Genomic DNA, 25097 nt, shown 5'->3' on the forward strand with positions numbered 1-25097 from the left:
ATAAACACACATACTTATAAACACTATCATGACTTACTATTACAAACTAGGTAAAATACCTCCTAAACGTCACACCCAATTCCGAAACGACAACGGTGAACTATACCATGAAGAGTTGGTTAGTTCTTTAGGATTTTCTGGTATTTACTCAAATATCTATCATAAAGAATCTCCAACTAATGTCAAAGAAGTAAAAGAATCTAAGCCATATGGATATAAAGTTTTAGAGGATTATGGGTTGAAAATGACTCATTTGAAAACTGCAGAAATTGGCAAGACAGGTTCTGATTATCTCGATGCAAGATTACCTTTAATGGTCAATAGTCAGTGTGTCATTTCATTATGTAATCCAACAGAATTAACGATGGATTATTTCTTCAAAAATGCAGATGGTGATGAGGCTATCTATGTTTATGAAGGGGAAGGTGAGTTGCATTCACAGTTTGGCGTTTTGCCTTACAAGAAAGGAGACTATATCGTAATTCCTAGAACAACTATTTATCAATTTGATTTCGATACTTCCAAAGAACAAAAATTTCTTATTGTTGAGTCAAAAGCACCTATAGAAACTGTTGGGAGGTATAGGAATGAAGTAGGGCAATTATTAGAACATTCTCCCTACTGTGAAAGAGATTTACATCCGCCAACCCACTTATTAGATTTAAAAGAAAAATCGAATGGGGATTATTCAATGATGATTAAGAAAGGAAATCAGTTGCATCACTACGTTTATGGAAATCATCCATTAGATGTAATTGGTTGGGATGGCTTTTTATATCCTTATACTTTTTCTATTTATGATTTTGAGCCAATAACAGGACGAATTCATCAGCCACCACCGGTACATCAAACTTTCCAGGCAAGAGGAGCATTTGTAATATGTTCTTTTGTGCCTAGATTATTTGATTATCATCCGTTGAGTATACCTGCACCTTATAACCATTCGAATATCGATTCCGATGAAGTATTATTCTATACCGAAGGAGAATTTATGAGTAGAAAAGGGATTGCACAAGGGGCTTTCACACTACATCCCGGGGGTATACCTCATGGACCACACCCTGGTACTATAGAAAAAAGTATAGGGAAGAAGGAGACAAAAGAATATGCGGTAATGATAGATACTTTTGCTCCATTATTTTTGACTGAGAACTGTCTACCATATATCGATAAAGAATATCCATATTCATGGCAGTCATAATAAAAAAAGGAGATGTTCATTAAGTTGAGCATCTCCTTTTGTTTTAAACTTCTTCTTTTTTAGAATATTGAGTGATTGCTGATAAATCATTCTCATTAATATAGTTATACAATCGAGTATATCCGATATCTAACAAGCGACTGATTTTGGCAATACTTTTTCCTTCTTCAAGATATTTTTTGATTAGATCTTTTTTACGCTGAGCAATCTCTTTTCTGTGAGATTTACCCATTTTTCGAATACGATCTAATTGTAAAGGTCTTTGTTCTAAAAGTCTTGTTGATTTGTCTGCCTGAGTTTCCCAGAACAGGTTAATATCATTCAAGTTCTTATAGTCCCAATCTCGGTAAGCTAACTTATGAGCATTGGAAGGTTTTAATTTTCCTAAGTCTCTTAAAATGATTTCAGCTATAGCAAGTGATTTCCATTTACCATCTTCATTTACTCTAATGAATAAGCAAGATCCATTATCTGAGATTCTATGGTATTTACCTTTGTACTGGAAATAGTCGTGACCATCTTGTGGCTTCTCTTTGGTTTTTTTGGAAGCTTTACAGCTTTTTACAAATTTCTCTGAATAATCAGGAATGTATTTTCTTTTAGTGGCAAATCTAGTTTTTAGCGTACACCATTCTAAGTTATCAACATTGTTATTTGATTTATTTCCATCCTTATGGATAACAATTTGACCTTCTTCTTTAGGTTGTTCTAAAAATAATTCAGCAACCAATCTGTGTACATAAAAAGATTTTTTCTTTCCATCAACTTTGCAATCGATTGATAAATATCCTCCACCAATGTCTCTGCCCTTAATTAGTTCACCTTTTTGAGATCGAGCGTATGATTTTACTTTTCCAGTATTACTAATTTCGTATTTTTTGTCTGTGTAGGGCAGTTCCAACCATGTTTCTTCGATTGTCGTTGTTTCGGGCGAAGTTTCTTTCATAATTGATATTTCTAAAAGTGGTTAGTGTTCTTCTGTAGTAATTAAATTAGATATAGTCTACTAGAGTAGAATTATAATTAGGATTGTTAGACTTCTGAAACAGCTTTGTATTTGTATGCTAAATATGATAATACATCACCAAAGGTATCTAGAATCTGTTTTGTGGCATCATCAACTTTTCTTCCTCTAGTTCTTAGTAATAATAAACCAAATATTCCATTAATACAAATTTGTATAGGATTAGTAATCAATCCATCAGCTATTTTAAGGTTCTCGTTTATATGTGGTTCAGCATTTTTATAAGTTTTAGCATATTCCTTATCATTGGCTAAAAGTTGTTCATGAAGTGTAGTGATATTATCAACTTCATCTTGTGCCCAAGAACAATGTCCTTCCTTAAGCACTTCCTCTTTAGTCATTACATCTAATAAGTCTTTATGCCATTTGATCACTTCTTCCTGTTGTTGTTCATCTAGTTTAGTGATATGCTTGATAACATATTCTTTAATATCCTCAAAATTGAAATCGAAAGCTCTTAATAATTCTTCTGATTGATATATATAGATGATATACTCACATATATTTTGCTTTTTCTTTTGATCTGCTATTAGCATAACGGTTTGTTTGATTTTACAGGATATGATTATATCGTATTTATTAAGCAAAATAAAAGGGAATAGTTGTATTACACAACAATTCCCTCATTTATTATCTTTTAGTAACGTTTATTTTTTACGCTTTAAATTCAGTACTTCTTGATCCAATCTCCAAATAGCATCTTGCATTTCTTGGAAACTATTCCCTGCCTCTTGCTCAGGGAATTCTTTAGAAATATGTGCTACTAAGCGCCAAATCTCTCTAACATCTTGAATCTCTACCTCGTATGGAGAATATTTTAAGTTAGTAGATTTAAGAATAAAGCTATTGTTTGAGCTTACATTGTTGTAAACCTTCTTTAAAACAAAGCCTTCTGAACGAGTAGTAACAATGCATACCTGTCCATCTCTAATAGCATTCCAATCATCGATAAATTCACCAATGATAATAGTGCCTTCATCTAAAGGAGGCATAGAATCTCCACTAATTTCAAAGGCTCTATAGGTCTTTCCTTTTGGTAAGAACGGTAATGTATATTTATCTAATTTTTTAATGAAGTTTAGGTCAGAATAGCCAGTTGCATAACCTGCTCTTGCTCTTTCTGGAACCATTTCAATATTTTCCTCACCCTCGGCATCAGTAGTAATAGTTAGAATTCTTAAGTTATCGCCTGAGACATGCTCTTTAATATTTTGGTGAGCATCAATTTCTTGAGGATCGATTTTAGTAAGATCTTCTTTTAATATCTTATCGATACTTACTTCAAAGAATTCACAAATTTTCTCAAGACGTTTGTAATTGGGTTCAGCTCTACCATCTTCATAGGAAGAAATTGCACTTCTTGATACTGAATCGTCTTCCGTACTTAGCTTGTCACCAAGCTCTGTTTGGCTTAACTTTCCATTTTTCTTCTGTCTTAAATATCTAAGGTTGGTGCCAAATAATGAGGTGTTTTTCGACATTTGGTATTATTTTATACGAGGAATACTAATTTTTTTGTCAATTTATGATATTAAACATTTATTGCCAAATATTTTGTCTTAAATCATTATTTTTCTTTCGTATTTCAATAATTGTCAAGCTTTTTAGCAAAAAATAAGTGTTTCTATCTTACATTTTGTGTTAATAATTGATCAATACTAACTTTAAAGAAGTCGCTGATCTTGATTAGGATACTTTGTTTCGGTTCTACACCCATTTCAAAAGATCGAAGGTCTTCAACGCTTATTATGCCTTTTCCATCTTGATTTAATCTTTCTGAAAACTCTTTTAAAGATAGTTTGTATTTGATGCCTCTCAAATACTTAAGATTTCTTGAAAAGAGGGTGTTACCAATTTCCATTTCGGGGAAATCAGAAAAAATACATGTTTTATATTTCCAAAATTCTAATACTTCATCTTTATGCACTTCATAGGGTTCATAAGATGAGTTTTCAGATTCTAAGATAAAATAATCACCATCTCGGTATACATTTTTAAAAACATATCCATCAGCCTTAGTAGTTACAATGTATTTCTCTCCTAATTTTATAGATTCTTTGTCAAAGCATTTTTCACCTATCACAATGTCTTTGCTTTTCATCGGAGGCATTGAGTCTCCTTTAATTTCAAAAGCTCTATGGCTTTTGGAATCTGAAAATCCTGGTATGTCTATTTTTCGTAGTGATTTATAGAACTCTGGATCTGTGAAGTTGGTTGCATATCCAGCAGAAGCTTTTTGAGGAACTAATGTAACTATATCATTCCCTTCTTGATCAACAGTTGCCATATGGACATCAAACTGAGGTTTAGGAGCTTCTTTTCTCAATCTGTTTTCTAAGTTTTTCTCTTCTAAATTGATATATAAGAAATCATCTAAAGAAATTTTAAAGAAGTCGACAATAATTTTTAAATCTGAAAAGTTTGGAGAGGATTTGCCTTCCCAGTTTAAGATTTTACTGCGATTACATTTCATCCCTTTTTTATTAAACTCTTCTGCAAGTTCATTCTGTGTTAGATTAAAATGCTCTCTCAGTAACTTAAGGTTATTGTTATTATATGTCATCTTCTATAAAATGATTTAAATGATAAATATGTACGCAATAGTAGTCAATTATTTTAATAATGACAAAATAGTAAACAATAAATGTTTAAAAAATAAGTGTATATTTTGTCAGTTTTTTTCGTGATACAACTTATAATCATGTATCTTTATTCTTAACTAAATATTATAACTTCTAAATAAAATATGAAAGGATTTATTAAGACGACCTTTGCTGTTATCGTCGGTATTTTTTTATCATCGTTTCTATTATCAATGCTTGGAGCTTTTATTGTAGGTGCGATAGTCTCTTCTTCAAATAGCAGTGAGCCAGCCCAAATTGATGCTCAATCCATTTTAGTATTGGATATCACAAAACCAATTAGAGAAATAGGGGAAACAGACCCATTTGAATCATTAAACTCTAGCTTTTTCCCGTCAAATGGTGCTAGAGGTTTGCATGATGTTCTAGATATAATCGATAAAGCAACTAATGATGAAAACATTGCAGGTATTTACTTAAAAGGTGGATCATTTGGTGGATCTCTACCAATGGCAGTAGAAATCAGAGAAGCCTTATCAAAGTTTAAGGCATCAGATAAATTTGTTTATTCGTATGCAGATGGTATTTCAGAAACAGGTTATTATGTAATTTCTGAGGCTAGTAGAGTATACTTAAACCCAATTGGTAATCTAGAACTTAATGGATTCTCATCTGAGATCATGTATTTTAAAGACTTCTTTGAAAAGATAGGTATCAAGCCTGAAGTATTTAGAGTAGGTAAATATAAAAGTGCTGTAGAGCCATTTATTACAGACAAAATGAGTGATGCTAACAGAGAGCAAATTTCATCTTATTTAAATGGTTTGTATGATTATTACTTAGTAGGAGTATCAGCTTCAAGAGGCATCGACCTTGAAACATTAAGAAGTATTTCTGCAGAAATGAAAGTTAGAAATGCAGAAGATGCTGTCAAGTTTAAGCTAGTAGATCAATTAGCTTATGTTGATGAAGTGAAGGAAGATCTTGCCAAGATGTTAGAAATCGAAGAATCTTCTGACCTTTCATTCATTAATTATTCAAAATATAAGGACGCATTAGACCCTAGATCTAGAAGAAAAGGTGAAGGTAAAGTTGTGGTACTTTCTGCAGAGGGAGAAATCAAATATGGAAAGGCTGATGGTAGTGAGAATGTAATTACTAACAAAGATTTAGTTCCTGAATTAAATAAGTTAGCTGAGGATGAAGATGTTTCGGCTGTGGTATTACGAGTAAACTCTCCAGGTGGTAGTGCATTATCTTCAGACTTGATTTGGAGAGCTGTTCAGAATCTAAAAAAGAAAAAACCTGTTGTTGCATCTATGTCAACATATGCTGCTTCTGGTGGGTATTATATTTCTATGGGTTGTGATAAAATTGTCGCGTATCCAAATACTATCACAGGTTCTATCGGTATCTTCGGTTTAGCATTTAACCCATCTGACCTAATGACGAAGAAATTGGGACTGAAGACATATACAGTAAGCACAGGTAAATTCTCTAATTATCAATCTTTATTGGATGATTTCTCTAAAGAAGATAGAGCTATTATTCAACAAAATGTGAATGAAGGATATGAAGTATTTACTTCAAAAGCCGCTGAAGGTCGTAATATGAGTCTTGATGCCTTATTAAAGGTTGCTCAAGGTAGAGTATGGACAGGTTCTCAAGCCTATGAAGTAAAACTTGTTGATGAACTTGGTGGCTATCAAAAAGCGATTGAAGTAGCAGCTGAATTGGCAGGTTTAGAAGAAGATAATTATAAAATCAAATACTTACCAGGTGAGAAAGATATGTTACAAGAGTTACTAAGCAGTCTTGAAACTGGTTCTGAAGCTAAGATTAAAGAAATGGTTTTAGGAGAATATTCTTCATATGTTGATGGGACAATGTCATGGTTGGAATCTTTAAAAGGAGTTCAAGCGAGACAACCATATTACGAAGTAATTGAAGGTTTTGAAATGCCTTAATCATAAATTTATTTCAATAAAAAAAACGCTCATAACATTGAAGTTGTGGGCGTTTTTTTGTTATAAAATATATAAGTTGAGTTCAATAAATTGATGAATTTCTTCAATCGTAAAGATTTTATATAATTTCTCTGTTGTAATCATTCTTGGTCCTCGATTGTGAATAGAGTCTGAAAGTTTTTGTTGTGTAAGTTGATCTAAATAACTTTCGGCTTTTTCCCAATTGGAAGAATAATTTAAATCTGAGATGAAATCATTTTCACTATTTTCAGAAAGCAAGAATGCTTCATCAGAATCAAAAGGATAATGATTGTCTAATAGTTGCTTATAAATTCTATTTACCTCAATAATGGAATCTTGATGCTTACTTAAATGAAGCATCATTGCTTTTAGCCATAGCATTGAGGTGAAATCTTTATTATCAGAAACGATATATATATTATACCAATACTTGTTCAGCTGAGTAGCGAAGATCTCCATAAACACACCCACTATCCAAGTCTTATTCTCTCTATGTTTCTTGTAACCTTTTCTATTTAAGTCATTTAGACTGTTTTGTAAGGCGGTTAATATCTCGTCTTTTAAATCGTTTTGAAATACCTCATGCTTAGGGAAATAGAAGGCTGCATTCTCTTTCCAAATCTTAAATATTTTTTCTGCTTTTTTGGGGAGCTCCTGTAGAGGACTGATATCCATTATTGTATTTTTTTGATTTTATGTTGACAAAAGTAAATCTAAATGAATTAATTATTGGTGATAAAATGTTACAGAAGAGAATTCTTTTTAAAAATTTCACTTTTCTAAGAATATCCTTAAACGAAAAGGCAAGTTTCTTGTTATATGTTTAAATAGAGTACTACAATACTTATATTGGAATAAGAACTTTATGATCCAATTACTACCTTCCTATGAAACCTACGCCACATACAGATCATCTATCTAGATTCATCGAGAAAATATACGAAATAAAAGAAAGTCACAATAATGTTGTTACTCAAGCTGACCTAAAAAAGACAGCCTTGGAAATGGGCCTGTCTGATTTAGAGTGGGTGAGAATGCAAGACTTATTTTCAGCACACCTTGCTCGAGCAATAGGTTATCATAAATATAAAAATTGGGATGATGCTATATTCGAAATAGATCAGGCGTTAACAATCAATCCGTTTGATGCGAAGGCACTTTTTCTTTTATCATCAAGTTATGCCAATAAGTATTATGAGGATGAAAAGAAATCAGATAGAGATACAGCTATATTATATGCGAACAAGTGTTTAGAGGTAAACCCATTGGACGATAAGGCTCTTCAGTTATTAAGTTCTTTAAAGAAGGAAGCAAGACAAAGAAAGATCATAGAGAGGGAATCGTTAAAGACGCTTATTGTTGCATGTTCATTTGGAGCCATAATTTTTTCTGCATTAGCTTATCTTTCTTTATCAGATATGGTTGTGACAACAATACCATATTCTACGGAGGTGGTGAAGAATACTCAAAATGAAATTAAACCAGATGTTCGCTATTATTCTGATCGTAATCATGATGAGAGCTTTTTTCAGTTAACAGATAATGTAATCAAGATCTTTGAACAGAAATCAGCATTGGTTTTACAAGGACAGATAAAGGAAGAAGTACCAGATAATAACGGAGTATTTGTAAAGTGGAAAGACGTAGAAGGTAATATTATTCATGCAGAGCATTTTACTTTACAGTACCTAGAAGATATAAAAGATCCTCAAAGTGATCATTTTAAATTGATAAGATTTCTTGAGTCTGAAAAAGCTATTGCTATAGCTAAAGTGGACATAGTTTTGGACTAGAGTATGATTTTGGCGTTAATCAGATTAAAGAATTAAAAATGCATTCATTTAAGTGAAAAATGGATGCATTTTTTTGTGCATAATATCTTAGTTAGTGACATTAACTTAATTTTTAACGTAGTTTTTTACAATAATATGTAGAAATAGTAAAATTAACCTTACTTTTGGGGGCATAATCAAGCTGTTGAAATCAATTACGCAAAATGGTACTCTTTTTTCGAGGCAATACAGACAACGTATTTGCAGTTCACGCCAGTCAGGCGCTTTCACAAGAAAATGTTAATAAACTTTCTTGGTTATTCGGCAATGCACAACAAATAGATCAAACTTCTATTGAAGGATGGTTTATTGGTCCACGTAAGGAAATGTTGACTCCTTGGAGTACAAACGCCGTGGAAATTACTCAGAACATGGGCATTGAAGGTTTAATTCGTATTGAAGAATTCCTTCAAGTTGAATCTGAGAAATCTGCTGATTTCGACCCAATGTTACAAGCTTTGTACGAAGGTCTTGATAGTTCTATCTACACTATCGATGTAGAACCAGAACCAATCCAACATATCGAAGATATCTCTGCTTACAACCAAGCAGAAGGATTGGCACTTAGTGATGATGAAGTAAGTTACTTAAACGAGGTAAGTGAGAAACTAAATCGTAAGTTAACTGATTCTGAGGTTTATGGTTTTGCTCAAGTCAACTCAGAGCACTGTCGTCACAAAATCTTTAATGGAATATTTGAAATCGATGGAGAAGAAAAACCTACTTCATTATTCAAATTGATCAAAAGGACTTCTAAAGAAGCTCCAAATAATTTGGTATCAGCATATTCAGATAATGTTGCTTTTATTAAAGGACCTGTATCTGAACAATTTGCTCCTGTTACTCAGGATAAACCAGATTTCTTTGAAACAAAAGATTTTGAATCAGTAATTTCATTAAAAGCGGAAACACATAACTTCCCAACTACTGTAGAGCCATTTAATGGTGCTGCAACTGGATCAGGTGGAGAGATTCGTGACCGTGTTGCAGGTGGTAAAGGTTCAATGCCTTTAGCAGGTACTGCTGTATATATGACATCTTATTCTCGCCTTGAAGATAACAGAAACTGGGAGAAAGGGATGGAAGAAAGACCATGGTTGTACCAAACACCTATGGAAATTCTTATCAAAGCATCAAATGGTGCTTCAGACTTTGGTAACAAATTCGGTATGCCATTAATCTGTGGTTCAGTATTGACTTTCGAACATGAAGAAGACAATAAGAAGCATGGTTTTGATAAAGTAATAATGATGGCAGGGGGTATTGGTTATGCGAAAAAGCGTGACGCCTTAAAAGATACTCCAGAGAAAGGTGATAAAGTTGTTGTTATGGGTGGTGATAACTACCGTATCGGTATGGGCGGTGGAGCCGTATCATCTGTAGCAACTGGTGAATTTTCTAACTCAATTGAGTTGAACGCTATTCAACGTTCTAACCCTGAAATGCAAAAGCGTGTTTACAACGCGGTTCGAGCGATGTCAGAAGGTGAAGAGAATCCAATCGTCTTAATTCACGATCATGGTGCAGGTGGACACTTAAACTGTTTATCAGAATTAGTGGAAGAAACAGGTGCACAAATTGATTTAGAAAAATTACCTGTAGGTGATCCTACATTATCTGCGAAAGAAATCGTTGGTAACGAGTCTCAAGAAAGAATGGGCTTAGTAATCAACGAAAAACATATTGATACTTTAAAGAAAATTGCTGAACGTGAGCGTTCTCCATTATACGTTGTAGGAGAAACAACAGGTGACATGCAGTTTACTTTTAAAGATACAAAAACAGGTGAGGCTCCAATCGATATGCCTTTGGATTATATGTTTGGAAAAGCACCTAAAACAATTATGCGTGATACAACTGTTGCTCCTAACTTCTCTGAAGTACAAGTTGAGGCAACAAAAGTTCATGAATATTTGAATGATGTTTTACAACTTGAAGCAGTTGCATCAAAGGATTGGTTAACAAACAAAGTAGACCGTTCTGTAACTGGTAGAGTAGCAAAACAACAAACAGCTGGTGAATTACAGTTACCATTGAACAACGTTTCAGTGATGGCTTGTGATTACAGAGGTAAATCAGGTATTGCAACTTCTATTGGACATGCTCCTGTGACTGCAATGATTGATCCTGCTGCAGGTTCAGTGAACGCAATTGCTGAGTCATTAACTAACATGGTTTGGGCTCCATTAGAAGGAGGTTTAACATCAGTATCGCTTTCTGCTAACTGGATGTGGCCTTGTAAAAATGAAGGTGAAGATGCTCGTTTATACAAAGCGGTAGAAGCTTGTTCTGATTTTGCTGTTGCTTTAGGAGTAAATATCCCTACGGGTAAAGATTCATTATCAATGACTCAAAAGTATGGTGATGAAAAAGTATATTCTCCAGGTACAGTAATTATCTCAACGGTTGGTGAGGTTTCAGATTTAAAACAAGTTGTTGAGCCAGTTGCTAAAGTAGGTAAGAAATTAGTCTACGTAGATTTAGCAAAAGATGGTTATGCATTAGGTGGATCGTCACTTGCTCAAGTTTTAAATAAAGTAGGTAAGAGAGTATCTTCAGTTCAAAACCCTGAATACTTTGCAAAAGGTTTCGGTGCAATCCAATCTTTAATTAAAGAAGGTAAGATTGTTTCAGGACATGATGTTTCAGCTGGTGGTCTAATCACTGCTTTATTAGAGATGACATTCCCTTCTCAGAATGTTGCTTATAATGTTGATATTTCTTCAGTCTCTGAAGAGAGCTTAACTAACATTCTATTCTCAGAAACTCCTTCTGTGATCTTCCAAGTTGAAGACGAAGCTGCATTATCTGAATTAGAAGGTAGCGGAGTTAATTTCACAGTTATCGGTGAAGCTGTAGAAGGTGAAAGCACTACTGTTAAATATCAAGATGCTGAATTGTCTTTCAATACTGCAGAGTTAAGAGATGTTTGGATGAAAACATCACACTTATTGGATAGACAACAATCTGGTAAGACATGTGCTGATGAGCGTTTTGCTTCATATAAAATTTCTCCTTTACATTACACTTACCCAGAGAACTTCACTGGTAAGCTTTCTGATTACGGTATTGATGCTGATAGAAAAGAGAGAACAGGAATCAAGGCTGCTATCATCAGAGAGAAAGGTGTAAATGGCGATAGAGAAATGGCTTACTCAATGCACTTAGCAGGTTTCGATGTAAAAGATGTACATATGACAGATTTAATCTCAGGAAGAGAAGATTTATCTGATGTGAACTTCATCGTATTTGTTGGTGGATTCTCAAACTCTGATGTATTAGGTTCTGCTAAGGGGTGGGCTGGTGCATTCTTGTACAATGAGAAAGCAAAGCAAGCACTTGATAACTTCTACGCAAGAGAAGATACATTATCATTAGGTGTATGTAATGGATGTCAGTTGATGATCGAATTAGGTCTAGTAACCAAAGGTCATGATAAGACTCCGAAGATGTTACATAATGAATCTCATAAGTTTGAGTCAGGTTTTGTGAACATGACTATTCCTGAGAATAACTCTGTAATGTTACAGTCTTTAGCCAATACTCGTTTAGGTGTATGGATTGCTCACGGTGAAGGTAAATTCGACTTACCTTATGCAGAGGACCAATACAACATTGTAGGTAAGTATGGTTATGAGACGTATCCTGCTAATCCGAATGGATCGTCATTCAATACTGCAGCATTGGCTTCAGAAGATGGACGTCATTTAGTAATGATGCCTCACTTAGAAAGAGCAATCTTCCCTTGGAATTGGGCTCACTACCCAGAAAGAAACGACGAAGTTTCACCTTGGATAGAGGCGTTTGTTAATGCTAAAAATTGGGTAGCAGAAAATAAGAAATAATAATTTTCTAATTATCTATATAAAATCTCCTTGAGAAATCAGGGAGATTTTTTTTATATCATTAATTTAATAATGTAGTTTCTTGAAAAAAGAAATATAACCCAATTAAAAATTTGAATTATAACTATTTCATTTATGAGAAAATTCTTAGCTACACTACTATTCTCTTTCTTTTTTATCTTAGATGGATATTCATATTCTTGGGATAAACTCGAAGATCCAAAAGATAAATCTTATCTTTTCAGTGAAAACTCTTCAATTTTACAAAATGGTAAAACAGTATCAGCAAGCAAAGGGCGTGGACAAAAATTCGAGATTGGTATTCGTTTCTGGGATGATATAGGGATTGACTTCTGTCTTAATCTTGCTAAGAACAGAGTTCATTTTACAGGTACCTTTGGGAACAGATTTAATCTATCTGTTTATTATGATTGGATCTTTAATATCGAAAACACTAATGGTTTGGCATTATACGTAGGTGCGGGTGGTAAGATATCATTTGGTGATCCAACCGATTTTGGTATCGGTGCAAATCTAGGTATACAGTACGCATTCGATATTCCTTTATCTATAGGGTTTGATTGGAGACCAACATGGTGGTTAACACATGGATCTAACTTTAGCAGTGGCGATTATGCTTTTATGGCCAGGTTTAGATTCTGATAAAATATATTTATAATAAAAAAGGTTATTGGATTAATATAATCTGCTAACCTTTTTTATTTCGCTTTTTTTCTTTTTCCTCGTGCTTGAAGACTAGAAAATACCACATGAGGAATAGAATTACAATTTCTCCCATTTACTTATTTCTTTTAATCAATAAACGGATCTACACTCTTTTAGTTTAATTATAAACATTATATTTTATGATTGATCGTTTATATTAAGATTGATTATGAATACAATTCAATAAGCAAACGCAAACAATTAGTATTATGAAAAAATTTGAAACGGTTGATGACTATATTCAACATACTGATAAATGGAAGGAAGAACTTAACATTTTAAGAGAATTACTTTTAAATACAGTATTAGAAGAAGGTGTAAAGTGGGGAGCACCTATTTATATGATTAATAAAAAGAATGTGGTCGGTATAGCATCTTTTAAGAATTATGTAGGTTTGTGGTTTCACCAAGGGGCATTATTAGCGAATAAAGAGAAAGTTCTCATTAATGCTCAAGAAGATAAAACAAAAGCCTTAAGACAATGGCGTTTTGAAAGTAAGCAGGAGCTTATAACCCAATTAAACTTAATTAAAGAATATGTTGATGAAGCAATTAGTAATCAACAAAACGGTTTAGAAGTTAAGATCGATAGGACACCTAAACCTCTAATTCTACCCAATGAACTTGTGGATGCTTTTGTAAATGATAAGGAGTTGGAAACAGCATTTAAATCTCTAACCTTATCCAAAAAGAGAGAATATGGGGAATATATTAGTACTGCTAAACGCGAGGCAACAAAACTATCAAGAATAGAAAAGATAATTCCTATGATAAAGAATGGTATTGGGCTTAATGATAAATACAAAAAATAAAATAAGTTCCACATTTAAAGTAATTTAGATTCATTCTTAAAAATATGTTAAATAGATTTGCATAAATCAAAATTATAAAAGTATTCAAGATGTTATTCCAAGTTAAATATATCGCAACAACAAGATGCATGTCTCTTCCGACAAGGAGACAGGTTTCTGATATATGTAGGGGATGACAATTTCATTATATACAACTTTCGAAAGTCCAATACTATATATCAGTGTTGGACTTTTTTTATTCAATTAATGTTTCACTATAAATTTTAATCTTATGATTAATGTAGAAAAACAAGCCATGAAAATCGGCTTTAAGCACACTTGGAGTTTATTTCTAAACCATGTGAAAGAACAGAAAATCAAACAACAATTTTTACTTAGCACATCATGAAAACAAGAAGATTTTTATACATCATTGTCTTTATTGGGGTAGGGAGTTATATTATCTTAGGAGAACTTCTTAGAGACTTATTTATCTCATTTTTATATATGGGAGGTACAATTTTATTTGTTCTATTACCATTTATTCTATTTAAAGATCAAAAAAGATCCAATACAAAAAGAGCAAAGAAAAGCGGAACTATAGAAAAGATTGAAAGTCCTAAAGTAGAGACTTTAGATCACAAATTACTTCGTGAAGAAAAAGGAAAAGCAATCTATATGACTATTTACAGTGTCGAGAGCTCTCCATAAATAAAATAATATAACTGAGACAGTACTTTTGCTGTCTCTTTTTTTACTACAATGTTTGTTTAAACAAATATTTTCACTACATTTGTTTAAACAAATAAAAAAGGAGAAAAAAAATCATGAAAATATTATCAACAGCACCTTTAGGACCACAATGGCCAACTTTAGACCCTTTCTTATTTACGGCACACCATAAAGACTACTTTCCTAGTGGGAATGATGATATGAGTATTTCTGTACCATTAAATGGAAGAAATATTGGATCTGACTTTTCTGGAAAAGATGGATGGAGTATGTACCATGGTAGGAAGATACCTGGGTTTCCTTATCATCCACATAGAGGGTTTGAAACAATAACCATTGTTGATGAAGGAATGGCTGATCATTCAGATTCATTAGGTTCAGCAGGTAGATTTGGTGATGGAGATGTTCAATGGATGACAGCAGGTAAAGGAGTTCAACATTCTGAAATGTTCCCTTTATTGAATACTAATAAAGACAACCCGCTTGAGTTATTTCAAATATGGTTGAATCTCCCTAAAAAGAGTAAAATGGTGGATCCCCATTATAAAATGCTTTGGAATGAGGAGATACCTATCATCAATGAAAAAGATAATGATGGTAATGCTGTAGAAATAAAAGTTGTAGCAGGTCAATATAAATCTGTCGCTCCTTTATCACCAACTCCTGATTCTTGGGCAGCAGATTTAAATAATAATGTTGCAGTTTGGAGAATAAAGCTTTCCCCTAATGCTCTATATAATTTAGCTCCAACGGAGAAAGGAACAAATAGGGTATTATATTTCTATAATGGTGATAGCGTTCAAATAGAGGATAAATTAGTTCATGAAAATACCTGTTTTCAAGTAGATGAGACAGAAAGTATAACTATTAAGGCAGGGAATTCAGAAACCTATGTATTGTTACTCCAAGGAAAACCAATTGGAGAACCTGTTGCTCAACATGGGCCTTTTGTAATGAATACAAGAGAAGAATTACAACAGGCATTTGATGATTACCAGCAGACTCAGTTTGGAGGATGGCCTTGGGATAAGCAAGAAATGGTTCATGATAAAGATAAAGGACGATTTGCTTTACATGCCAATGGTACTTTAGAAGAGAAATAGAAAAAAAAGCCTACTGCAAAACACAGTAGGCTTTTTCTTTTACAATGTATTTTAATGCAAGCTACAACCACATTTTGGAACTGTAAAGTTCTGTGTTTGTTCATGCCACTCGAATTGAGGATTGTAACCTTCCATTTCCCAATAGAATTTTTTACGTTCCTTTCCTTCAATTACTTCGTTCATTGTTTTAGAATCATATAACACACCATTGATCATTACATGCTCAATAGATTCTGTGTTTCTAATATTTTCCAATGGGTTTTTATCAAGAATGATGAGGTCGGCTAACTTGCCTTCTTCTAATGAACCTACATCACCATCTAGTCCTAAATAATGTGCACCGTTATAAGTTGCAGATCTAATGGCTTCAATAGGAGACATACCACCTTGCTCTAACATCCATAATTCCCAATGAGCTCCGATACCTTGAATTTGACCATGTGCACCTAAGTTTACTTTTACACCTTTATCAGATAAAGACTTAGCAGACTTAGAAGTTGCGATATATCCAATTTCATATTCTTCTTGTGGAATCATTGTTCTATGACGAGAACGGCTATCGATAATACTTCTTGGAGTGAAAGTCAATAAAGGTTCTTTCTCCCAAACTTTTGTATTCTGATACCAGTAGAACTCACCATTTACACCACCATAGTTTACAATTAACGTAGGAGTATAGCCAACTTCCGTTCCTGCCCATAACTGCTGAACATCATTAAATACAGGAGTGACAGGAATGTTATGTTCGATACCTGTATGACCATCTAAAATCATAGACATGTTATGATAGAAAGTTGAGCCTCCTTCTGGAACCACCATGATTTCTTCTTCTTCAGCAGCTTTAATCACTTGCTGACGTTGCTCTCTTCTTGGTTGGTTATATGATTTCACAGAGATAGCACCCCATGCTTTCGTTCTTCTAATTGCAGAGCGTGCATCATCCAATGAATTGATATTGGCTTTGAAATCACCATCGGCACCATAAAGGATTACACCTGTAGAATAAATACGAGGACCAACCATGGTTCCTGTTCTAACCATTTCCGATTGGTTAAACACCATCTCAGAGTTTGCAGAAGGGTCATGAGTGGTAGTAACACCATAAGCAAGGTTTGCATAGTAAGGCCAGTTTTGTTGTGCAGACATTCCTAAACGGAACGCACCAAGATGGGCATGTGCATCAACAATACCAGGCATAATCGTTTTACCATTACAATCAATCACTTTTGCTTCTTTTGGAACAGTAACGTTTTCTCCAATTGCAACGATTCTGTTCTCTTTAATCACAACAGTACCTTTTTCGATGACCTTATTATCGGCATCAACAGTAATGATTCTTGCATTCGTTAAAGCAATAGTAGTATTAGGCTTATCAGATTCTAATTTCAAATCCACTTTAATACCTTCACTTTTTGGTTCAGACAACTCTTTCTTAGCACCATCCACAAAAGTAAAAGACTCTTGTAGGGAAGTAGAGAAGTACTCATTACCTAATGACCAGTGTAAAGTTTTAGAATCACCTGACCAATGAATATTATAACCTGCATCTTTGGCTACCTGTGCAACAGGAACAGCCTTAGTCGATGAAGACAAATCAATAGGCTTACCTGCTAGTGGCATAGGAGCGATATATACTTTAAACAATTCCGTAAACGCAATCCATTTGTTATCAGGAGACGGCACAAATTGGTTCGTATATTTTGTAGTGAAATGCGTACGCGTATCTTGACCGTTTAGATCAACACTCTTGAATGCCTTTTTCAAAGCACCGAAGAAGAAGCCACCTGTTTGGTAGAATATACGATCACCTTTAGCATTGAACTGAGGGAAATCGCCACTTTCAGCTACTCTTTTAACCGTAGTAAGGTCGTTGATTGCAACTACATACACACCCGCTTCATTGGTATAAACATATCCTTGCTGGTTGTTACCACTCTCTTTTACAAAAGTGATCATAGAACCATCAGGAGAGAATTGAGGTCTTCTATAAATACCTTTTGGCAGGGCTAAAGTATTTGTTGCTTTTGATTTGAAATCGTAAACATGGATTTTGCCTTTTTCCTCATCATTCCAAGTAACGTATACCATTTTAGATCCGTCCTTAGAAATATTAGGCTCGTACTCAAAAGCAGTTTCTTGTGATGTAAAACGCTTTGGCTTACCATTAGGCATCTTCTTAGAGTAAAGATATCCGGCAGCATGGAAATAAATGGTCTTACCATCAGTAGAAGTGGTTACATTACGTAATGCTTTTGCTGTAAATTCTTCGGGAGCTACTTCATGCTTAAATCTTAGTGAAGGAGTTATTTCTTGTTCTACATCTACTTCAAAAGGAATTACTTCTCCTTCTCCAGTCGTAGTATCCACTTTCCAGATTTTACCGCCTTTACCCCATATAACAATATATTTATCATCTGGAGTCCATGTATATTTTGTAGAAGGGCCAAAGATTGCCCATGCTTCTTGCTGATCTTTCTCTAATTGATCGAATAGGGGCTTTTGAGCTTTAGTTTCAAAATCATGGATATAAAGAACTGATTTAGTTCTAACTCTACGAATAAACGACATCTTCTTTCCGTCGTGAGATACCTTAGGGCCAATCGAGCCACCTGGACCACTTACAACAGTTTCTGTTTCTCCGGTTACTCTATCATATGATTTAATGATATAAATCTGATTGTTTGGATCCTTATTGTATTGGAAGAAACCACCAGGATAAACATCCTCTACATAGTAAAGTTTCTTACCATCAGGAGAGATTTCAGGGGAGTTAATATCTTGTTGTTCGTTTTTTCTTGCAACTAATTCAATACCTGCACCGCCAGAAATATGATACATATACAAAGCACCAGCACCTAATGAACGCGTAAATGTATAGTGCTTTCTTGCAACTAAATATTGGCTGTCTTCTGTCCAAGTAGGGTTATTTAATAATCGGAAAGACTCTTTTGTAATTTGCTTTGCTTCTGATCCATCTACATTCATCACCCAAATATTGTCACCACCACCAGCATCTGAAGTGAAGGCGATTTTCTTTCCATCAGGACTAAATTTTGGTTGCACTTCCCAAGCTAAACCTTTTCTTATAATTTGAGCTTTTCCACCTGAAATAGGCATAGTGTAGATATCGCCTAGTAAATCAAATACAATAGTTTGGCCATCAGGGCTAACATCTAAGTTCATCCATGTGCCTTCATCTGTCTTGAAATTAACTTTCGATGTTGTTCTTGGTGGTTTGTTTACATCCCATTGATCATTTTCTTTTTCCTCTTGACCGAAAGAAATTAAAAATGACGATAGGAAAAACACTCCAGTTAATAGGGTCCGTTTATTTATCATTTGTTGGAAGTTATATGATTGAATGTGTTATTAAGCAATTTCTTGACTTTACTATATGATTCAAAAAAAATAGAATAGAGGGTTCAAATAATTATCAAATAATAACAAAAAGATGAATATTCATTCAATAAACGAAATATGAAAGTTTGTGATCGAATCATAAAAAGATGACGACCGTCATCAGAGTATATAATAGTGTAGTTCAATTAATAGTGATTATACATAACCCAAAAACACTTTTTTTATTTCGATAATTTTTTGCCCGTATCGAAAATGCTTTGTTAAGATGATGATAGTTTAAAGATGTAAACAGTATTGAAACAGCCTTAGTCAGTAGATTAAGGCTGTTTTTTTATACATACTTTATTCAGTACTTTGATTAAGAATACTCTTTTTTGATAAAAAAACGATCGCATTTTTATAGTAAAATCGATTGATGAAATGAGACAGTCGGATCATAAAAAGATGACGGTGATCACTTGAGTATACTATAGTGTAGTTCAATTTAATAGTGATTATACATAACCCAAAAACACTTTTTTTATTTCGATAATTTTTTGCCCGTATCGAAAATGCTTTGTTAAGATGATGATAGTTTAAAGATGTAAACAGTATTGAAACAGCCTTAGTCAGTAGATTAAGGCTGTTTTTTTATACATACTTTATTCAGTACTTTGATTAAGAATACTCTTTTTTGATAAAAAAACGATCGCATTTTTATAGTAAAATCGATTGATGAAATGAGACAGTCGGATCATAAAAAGATGACGGTGATCACTTGAGTATACTATAGTGTAGTTCAATTTAATAGTGATTATACATAACCCAAAAACACTTTTTTTATTTCGATAATTTTTTGCCCGTATCGAAAATGCTTTGTTAAGATGATGATAGTTTAAAAGATGTAAACAGTATTGAAACAGCCTTAGTCAGTAGATTAAGGCTGTTTTTTTCATTAAACTTATAGTGTTATAAAATAATCTGTATCATTTTATTCTCTAAAACCTTTATATAAATTGTCTTTAGTTAATTAATTCATAACCTATTTTATTAATGAAAGCTGTTACGTTCAATCCAGATAATAATCAATTCTCCATAAATGAGATTAATATTCCAACCATTCAGTCACATGAAATTTTAATTAAAGTGGAAGCTTGTGGAATCAATCCTGTTGATGCTAAGGTCCAATTTTGGAAAGGTATGGTAGGTAAACAAATGAACGATGAATGGGTCGTTGGACTTGATGTGGTAGGAAAAGTACATGAAGTTGGGAGTGAAGTAATGGGTTTTGATATTGGAGATGAAGTATTTTATCATGGAAATATGATAAAACCACATGGTGGTTTAGCTGAATATGCTGTTCATACGCCTTCTACTTTATTCAAAAGGCCAACGAGTTTATCGATTGAAGATGCTGCAGCGTCCCCATGCGCAGGTTGGACTGCTTGGAGGGCATTGGTAGAAAAATTACAAGTTAACGAGCGTGATGAATTACTGATCATTGGCGGTTCTGGAGGAGTAGGATCTTATGCGATTCAGATTGCAAAAAATGTATTTAATGTAAAGAAAGTGATTGCTGTGGCATCTAAAGCAAATCATGATTATGTATTAAGTCTAGGAGCAGACGAAGTGATTGATTATAAAACAGAAGATGTTTTACGTAGAGTCCAAGAACTCACTAATGATATTGGTGCATCAAAAGCTTTTGATACCATTGGAGCTGGGAATGATATTTTAGCCGCCAATTCTTTAAGATTTAATGGTCAGATGTTAGAACTTGTGGATACAGTGAAACCTATCAACTATGATAATGTATTTATGAAAAACCTTACTTTCCATCAATTAGCCTTAGGTGCTGGTCATGAATTTGGAAAAATTGGTGAGCAATCAATAATAGATGCAGCAAATGGTCTAACAAAAGCCATTCTAAATGGACAAATAAAAACACCGCACCTTCAAATTGTCAATTTTGAAGGTGCGGTGAAAACGCTCAATGCGATATTAGAAAAGAAAGTGGTTGGTAAAGTAATTTTGAAGATTAACGCATAATTACTTCCTTATTCTCATTTGAGTGTCCTTCTGCCTTTTCAATAAATATTTTATTTAGCTCATCATTCAGCCAATAACCATAAATGGTTTTATTATGAGTGATGAGCTCACCTTTACCATTTTTAAGTCCTTTTTTAAATTCTCCTTTAAAGGTATCACCATTGGGGTAACTGATTGAACCAATTCCTTTCTGTTTTCCTTTTTTGAATTCTCCAGAATATTTTCTTCCGTCTTTATAATAATAAGTACCTTTTCCGTTGGGCTTGCCATCTTTAAACTCACCTCTATATTCATCACCATTTGCATAAGTGAGTGTACCATTACCGTATATCTGGTCATCTACAAAATTACCTTCATATCGGTTACCATTCTTCCATAACAGAATGCCTTCACCATTAAAAGTATTGTTCTTGAACTGACCTAAATATGTAGAGCCATCGGCCCAGATGAGTTTTCCTTTTCCGTTGAAATTTCCGTTTAAAAAATTGCCTTCATAGCTATTTGAACCGTTTTCTCCATAGACAAAAATCCCTTGGCCATTTGGGTAACCATTGGCCCATTCTCCATCATAAAAATCTTTGTTTTTATAAACCATTTTGCCTTTCCCGTTTTCACAATCTCCAGAAACACATTGTACCTGGCTAAATGAAAGTGAAACGATTAGAAATAAGAAAGTTGTGTATATTAATTTCATATTGTTGGATTGTCTTCAACATAAATACAATAAGAAGACAGAAATAGTTAACTCTGTTAGCATTTATTTAATAAATAATATGAATTTATTCTGTAATTGCAACTAATTCATTATCAGAGTTTAATGGTGTTATTGGAATAGTATGATAAATTGAAACATTCCAGCACAGCCACCTAGTATTGCACCAACTACAATTAGTATCCATTCATCTTCTTGAAATGCAGGACGAAGTAAACCTTCGAAATCTTCATAAGGCAATTCCTCAATTTTTTGCTGAATATTATTTTTTAGGTTAAATACTTTTTCAGCATAAGGGAAGGCATCTCTAATGCAAATATGAAATTCAGCCATAAATGTAAAATGAGCAATATTCTTTATAATGTTAAGGTGCTTTTGAGTGATTTTATCATCGACTATTTTTCCAATGATATCGTTGATTTCAGAATAGGTCTCATCTACTAATTCAGAGATTCTATATTTGAAAATTTCTGAAAGCTTTGCTTTACCAGTATTTTGGAGGGTATATCTAAAAATTCGTTCTATGGTAAGTATTCTACTAGTAATCAGGGAGGCATATTCTTCAGCAACTGTCTTTTGTCTTTGAAGGAATAAGCCTTGAAACTTCATACCAAGAAAATATATAGGTTCTTTGGGTTCGAATATTAATTTTAAAGCTAACCAATTTGTTAAATAACCTGTAAGAATACCAAAAAGAGGCAATAGCCACCATGGGTTAAAAAAGTAAGCGATGACCATTTGAACCATACCAAATAGAAAACCGAAATATAAACCGGACCTTTCAATAAACTTGAATTCATCTTTACCACATTTCATAAAGATGATATTTAAAAGATCGGGGTGTTGTTTTACAGTATCAATTGTTAGTTTCTTTAAATCTAACATTTCTCTGATATTCTGGCCTATATCATGTAATACTCTATCGGTAACTACAGGGATTCTTTCTTCAATACTTTCGTAGATAGTTACTTTTAATGTTTGAGGAACATTTTCCCATATTGAAGGGATTTCTGATCTCATAACCAAATCAACTGTATTTCTTGATACATTGGTAATAGACTCCTTCATTTCTTCATTGACTACATCTGGGTCTAACAAAGCAAATTGTTCTTCAATCTTTAATAATTTTTCAGTGATCAGGTCGACAGCTCTACTTGCAATGGACTCTGATTTTGCAGGAATTATTCCCTGCCAACCAAAAGGTTTTAACCCCCAAAATGCAATAGGATAAAACATCATTTTGATGGCTGCTGCATTAGTAAACCACCCCACAAATCCACTGATAAATGGTATTGATAAATAAAGAAGTATGTCGTTGAATGTTACATCAAAGTTCATGAAACAAAAATAATGATTTTTATGAAGATGACTATTGAAACATGAAAACCAAAAAAACAGCCCTAGCATGTGCTGGGGCTGTTTCTAAATCTTTACATCTTTAAACTATCATCATCTCAACAAAGCATTATCGATATGGGCAAAAAATTATCGACATTAAAAAATCGTTTTTGGGTTATTTTTAATCACTATTTATCGAACTACACTATAGTATACTCTGGTGATGATCGTCATCTTTTTATAATCCGGTTATCTGGTTATATATATCGACTTTAAGATAAAATCGATAAAGTGTAGTAGAACTGCAGAAATAGAAACCATAAAAAAAAAGCATAAACCAACAAAGGCTTATGCTTTTAGATGAATAAAAATCTATAACTTATACTTTTCTGAAAGTCTCTTTTATTAGGGCCCCACATATAATTGCACCAATGAATGCAATTGGCATCACCCAAATTGCAGATTGGAATGCTGTCTGTAGTTGATCCATACTTGCATTTTCATTTCCTCCAAAATACCCAACTAAACTGCCAAATAATGGTTGTCCAATTGCTCCAATACCCATTAATACGACTGCAGATAAACCATTCGCAGTTCCTAATACTTCATCATCATTAGATTCACCTATAACAGGGTATCCAATGGTCTGTGCTGAAGTTATGATTCCTAAAGCTAAGAAGGTAAAATAGAAATATCCAGCAGCATTTGATAAAGGGAACATTATTAAAAGCATGATCAATAGAGATAGAAAAGCTCCTCCAATCATAGCAATTTTTCTTGATTTTAATTGATCAGAAATCCAACCACACAATGGAGATCCTACCATCGTACCTATAAATATCATCCCGATGATACCTGTGTAAGTTTCTTCTGAAAATTCAGGGTTAACAAATTTAAGATAGGTAGTTCCCCAAACAGCACCAAGGAGTAAAACTGATAAGTTTAGTAATCCAATATATAATCCAGCTAACCAGTTTTGAGAATTAGATGCAGCAAGTTTAAGGCTTTTCATTAGAGATAAGCTGTCTTCTGTATTTACATCTTTTGATTCCTCAGAAGGGCTGTCTTGTACAAAAAATATAATACATAGTAATACTAATACGCCTAAGGCACTATTAATATACATAGTAGTGTCTCCACCGTAATATTCTAACATCATTAAAACAGGTGAGCCAGATACCCAACCACCAAAAACAGCAAACGTAACTAGTAATCCAGAAACTAGGGCCAGTTTAGATGATGGAAACCATCTTGGGGCTAATCGGAATGGGGCCATAAATGCGGCACAATGTGCAACACCTAATAGAAAACGAAAAATCATGGATAAGGTCTGATTATTAGATAAGCTAGTACCAATAACACAAGCCACTGCTAATAATGCCATACTCATAATTACTTTCTTTACGGAGACTTTATCTAATAAGATCCCAATGGGTATAAGCATGAGTACTGTTCCATATAAAAATACACCTGCAAAACTTCCGAATTCAGCAATTGATGCCAAAGAAAGCTTATCTATAAAATAGGCTTTCATTGCTTCTGTACTGAATAATGTCATTTGAATGAAGCTGTAGAAAAAGAAAGCTCCTGCAGAAAATACAGATAGAATTGCTCGAATTGAACTTTTCGTTTCTGTTTGAGTAAGTGTTGTCATAATTGTAAATGGCCAAATAAAAAAAATGTGATAATCAAATATGATTAATTCATTATCTGTATTGTAATACTTGTTTAACCATTTATAGATGGATATTAACTAATTATTAGTTTGAGGTAAACCCATAAAATAATTGAATAACTACATAGGTTTATTTTTTATAAAGTAGGAAATGACTTGA

18 protein-coding genes are annotated in these 25097 nt (G+C 33.5%); 9 read left to right on the forward strand and 9 right to left on the reverse strand.

What is annotated here, in order from left to right:
- The first annotated feature begins 28 nt into the window (after positions 1–28).
- On the forward strand, positions 29–1201 hold the full coding sequence (locus QL232_RS10370) for a homogentisate 1,2-dioxygenase (RefSeq protein ID WP_281614063.1): 1173 nt from the start codon (positions 29–31) through the stop codon (positions 1199–1201).
- A gap of 43 nt (positions 1202–1244) precedes the next feature.
- Here the strand turns inward: QL232_RS10370 and QL232_RS10375 are convergent, their stop codons facing one another.
- The 4 genes from QL232_RS10375 to QL232_RS10390 all read right to left on the reverse strand — a co-directional run bounded on the left by QL232_RS10375 (position 1245) and on the right by QL232_RS10390 (position 4788).
- Positions 1245–2147 (reverse strand): HNH endonuclease, encoded by a 903-nt coding sequence (locus tag QL232_RS10375; RefSeq protein ID WP_281614064.1) that lies wholly within the window; start codon positions 2145–2147, stop codon positions 1245–1247.
- A gap of 86 nt (positions 2148–2233) precedes the next feature.
- Positions 2234–2761 carry a DUF4924 family protein gene (locus QL232_RS10380; protein WP_168883081.1) on the reverse strand — a complete coding sequence of 176 codons (528 nt, stop codon included), beginning with the start codon at positions 2759–2761 and terminating at the stop codon, positions 2234–2236.
- Between the two features lie 111 nt (positions 2762–2872).
- A complete protein-coding gene (locus QL232_RS10385; protein WP_168883082.1) occupies positions 2873–3706 on the reverse strand; it encodes a LexA family transcriptional regulator in 834 nt (277 codons plus the stop codon).
- Between the two features lie 143 nt (positions 3707–3849).
- On the reverse strand, positions 3850–4788 hold the full coding sequence (locus tag QL232_RS10390; protein ID WP_281614065.1) for a S24 family peptidase: 939 nt from the start codon (positions 4786–4788) through the stop codon (positions 3850–3852).
- A 183-nt stretch (positions 4789–4971) separates the two neighbouring features.
- Between QL232_RS10390 and sppA the strand changes: the two genes are divergently transcribed.
- The gene (gene sppA, locus QL232_RS10395) at positions 4972–6774 is read left to right on the forward strand and encodes a signal peptide peptidase SppA (protein WP_281614066.1); all 1803 of its coding nucleotides are present in this window, start codon (positions 4972–4974) and stop codon (positions 6772–6774) included.
- Positions 6775–6834: 60 nt separating this feature from the next.
- Here sppA and QL232_RS10400 read toward each other — a convergent pair whose 3' ends face one another.
- A complete protein-coding gene (locus QL232_RS10400) occupies positions 6835–7470 on the reverse strand; it encodes a hypothetical protein (protein WP_281614067.1) in 636 nt (211 codons plus the stop codon).
- A gap of 212 nt (positions 7471–7682) precedes the next feature.
- Here QL232_RS10400 and QL232_RS10405 point away from each other — a divergent pair, with 212 nt between their 5' ends.
- The 6 genes from QL232_RS10405 (at position 7683) to QL232_RS10430 (ending at position 15824) form a co-directional block, all read left to right on the forward strand.
- Positions 7683–8588 (forward strand): hypothetical protein, encoded by a 906-nt coding sequence (locus QL232_RS10405; RefSeq protein ID WP_281614068.1) that lies wholly within the window; start codon positions 7683–7685, stop codon positions 8586–8588.
- Positions 8589–8791: 203 nt separating this feature from the next.
- Complete coding sequence (gene purL, locus QL232_RS10410) at positions 8792–12472, forward strand: phosphoribosylformylglycinamidine synthase (RefSeq protein WP_281614069.1); 3681 nt, start codon at positions 8792–8794, stop codon at positions 12470–12472.
- A 135-nt stretch (positions 12473–12607) separates the two neighbouring features.
- Positions 12608–13135, forward strand: coding sequence for a hypothetical protein (locus QL232_RS10415; protein ID WP_281614070.1), 528 nt, complete (start codon positions 12608–12610; stop codon positions 13133–13135).
- Between the two features lie 272 nt (positions 13136–13407).
- Positions 13408–14010 (forward strand): DUF1801 domain-containing protein, encoded by a 603-nt coding sequence (locus QL232_RS10420; protein ID WP_281614071.1) that lies wholly within the window; start codon positions 13408–13410, stop codon positions 14008–14010.
- 384 nt (positions 14011–14394) lie between these two features.
- Positions 14395–14700, forward strand: a complete 306-nt coding sequence (locus tag QL232_RS10425) for a hypothetical protein (protein ID WP_281614072.1) — start codon at positions 14395–14397, stop codon at positions 14698–14700.
- A 116-nt stretch (positions 14701–14816) separates the two neighbouring features.
- Positions 14817–15824, forward strand: coding sequence for a pirin family protein (locus QL232_RS10430; protein WP_281614073.1), 1008 nt, complete (start codon positions 14817–14819; stop codon positions 15822–15824).
- A gap of 51 nt (positions 15825–15875) precedes the next feature.
- Here QL232_RS10430 and QL232_RS10435 read toward each other — a convergent pair whose 3' ends face one another.
- Entirely contained in the window at positions 15876–19163 is a 3288-nt protein-coding gene (locus tag QL232_RS10435; protein WP_281614074.1) for an amidohydrolase family protein, read from the reverse strand.
- Positions 19164–20216: 1053 nt separating this feature from the next.
- Here QL232_RS10435 and QL232_RS10440 point away from each other — a divergent pair.
- Positions 20217–21212 (forward strand): zinc-binding dehydrogenase, encoded by a 996-nt coding sequence (locus tag QL232_RS10440; RefSeq protein WP_281614075.1) that lies wholly within the window; start codon positions 20217–20219, stop codon positions 21210–21212.
- On the opposite strand, the gene QL232_RS10445 is transcribed toward QL232_RS10440, so the two are convergent.
- From QL232_RS10445 to QL232_RS10455, 3 genes are all read right to left on the reverse strand, one after another.
- Positions 21202–21906 (reverse strand): hypothetical protein, encoded by a 705-nt coding sequence (locus QL232_RS10445; RefSeq protein WP_281614076.1) that lies wholly within the window; start codon positions 21904–21906, stop codon positions 21202–21204. The genes QL232_RS10440 and QL232_RS10445 overlap by 11 nt on opposite strands.
- Before the next feature lie 129 nt (positions 21907–22035).
- Positions 22036–23262, reverse strand: coding sequence for a hypothetical protein (locus QL232_RS10450; protein WP_281614077.1), 1227 nt, complete (start codon positions 23260–23262; stop codon positions 22036–22038).
- Positions 23263–23641: 379 nt separating this feature from the next.
- Positions 23642–24916, reverse strand: coding sequence for an MFS transporter (locus tag QL232_RS10455; RefSeq protein ID WP_281614078.1), 1275 nt, complete (start codon positions 24914–24916; stop codon positions 23642–23644).
- Between the last annotated feature and the right edge of the window lie 181 nt (positions 24917–25097).

Source organism: Flammeovirga sp. SubArs3, from assembly GCF_947387565.1.
In the GTDB taxonomy this organism is placed as follows: Bacteria; Bacteroidota; Bacteroidia; order Cytophagales; family Flammeovirgaceae; genus Flammeovirga; species Flammeovirga agarivorans.

Bases quoted from the DNA above. Each gene is read 5' to 3' on its own strand.
- sppA (WP_281614066.1), top strand. From the start codon at position 4,972: ATGAAAGGATTTATTAAGACGACCTTTGCTGTTATCGTCGGTATTTTT.
- QL232_RS10380 (WP_168883081.1), bottom strand. From the start codon at position 2,761: ATGCTAATAGCAGATCAAAAGAAAAAGCAAAATATATGTGAGTATATC.
- QL232_RS10440 (WP_281614075.1), top strand. From the start codon at position 20,217: ATGAAAGCTGTTACGTTCAATCCAGATAATAATCAATTCTCCATAAAT.
- QL232_RS10375 (WP_281614064.1), bottom strand. From the start codon at position 2,147: ATGAAAGAAACTTCGCCCGAAACAACGACAATCGAAGAAACATGGTTG.
- purL (WP_281614069.1), top strand. From the start codon at position 8,792: ATGGTACTCTTTTTTCGAGGCAATACAGACAACGTATTTGCAGTTCAC.
- QL232_RS10445 (WP_281614076.1), bottom strand. From the start codon at position 21,906: ATGAAATTAATATACACAACTTTCTTATTTCTAATCGTTTCACTTTCA.
- QL232_RS10405 (WP_281614068.1), top strand. From the start codon at position 7,683: ATGAAACCTACGCCACATACAGATCATCTATCTAGATTCATCGAGAAA.
- QL232_RS10450 (WP_281614077.1), bottom strand. From the start codon at position 23,262: ATGAACTTTGATGTAACATTCAACGACATACTTCTTTATTTATCAATA.
- QL232_RS10435 (WP_281614074.1), bottom strand. From the start codon at position 19,163: ATGATAAATAAACGGACCCTATTAACTGGAGTGTTTTTCCTATCGTCA.
- QL232_RS10420 (WP_281614071.1), top strand. From the start codon at position 13,408: ATGAAAAAATTTGAAACGGTTGATGACTATATTCAACATACTGATAAA.
- QL232_RS10455 (WP_281614078.1), bottom strand. From the start codon at position 24,916: ATGACAACACTTACTCAAACAGAAACGAAAAGTTCAATTCGAGCAATT.
- QL232_RS10385 (WP_168883082.1), bottom strand. From the start codon at position 3,706: ATGTCGAAAAACACCTCATTATTTGGCACCAACCTTAGATATTTAAGA.
- QL232_RS10425 (WP_281614072.1), top strand. From the start codon at position 14,395: ATGAAAACAAGAAGATTTTTATACATCATTGTCTTTATTGGGGTAGGG.
- QL232_RS10390 (WP_281614065.1), bottom strand. From the start codon at position 4,788: ATGACATATAATAACAATAACCTTAAGTTACTGAGAGAGCATTTTAAT.
- QL232_RS10430 (WP_281614073.1), top strand. From the start codon at position 14,817: ATGAAAATATTATCAACAGCACCTTTAGGACCACAATGGCCAACTTTA.
- QL232_RS10400 (WP_281614067.1), bottom strand. From the start codon at position 7,470: ATGGATATCAGTCCTCTACAGGAGCTCCCCAAAAAAGCAGAAAAAATA.
- QL232_RS10370 (WP_281614063.1), top strand. From the start codon at position 29: ATGACTTACTATTACAAACTAGGTAAAATACCTCCTAAACGTCACACC.
- QL232_RS10415 (WP_281614070.1), top strand. From the start codon at position 12,608: ATGAGAAAATTCTTAGCTACACTACTATTCTCTTTCTTTTTTATCTTA.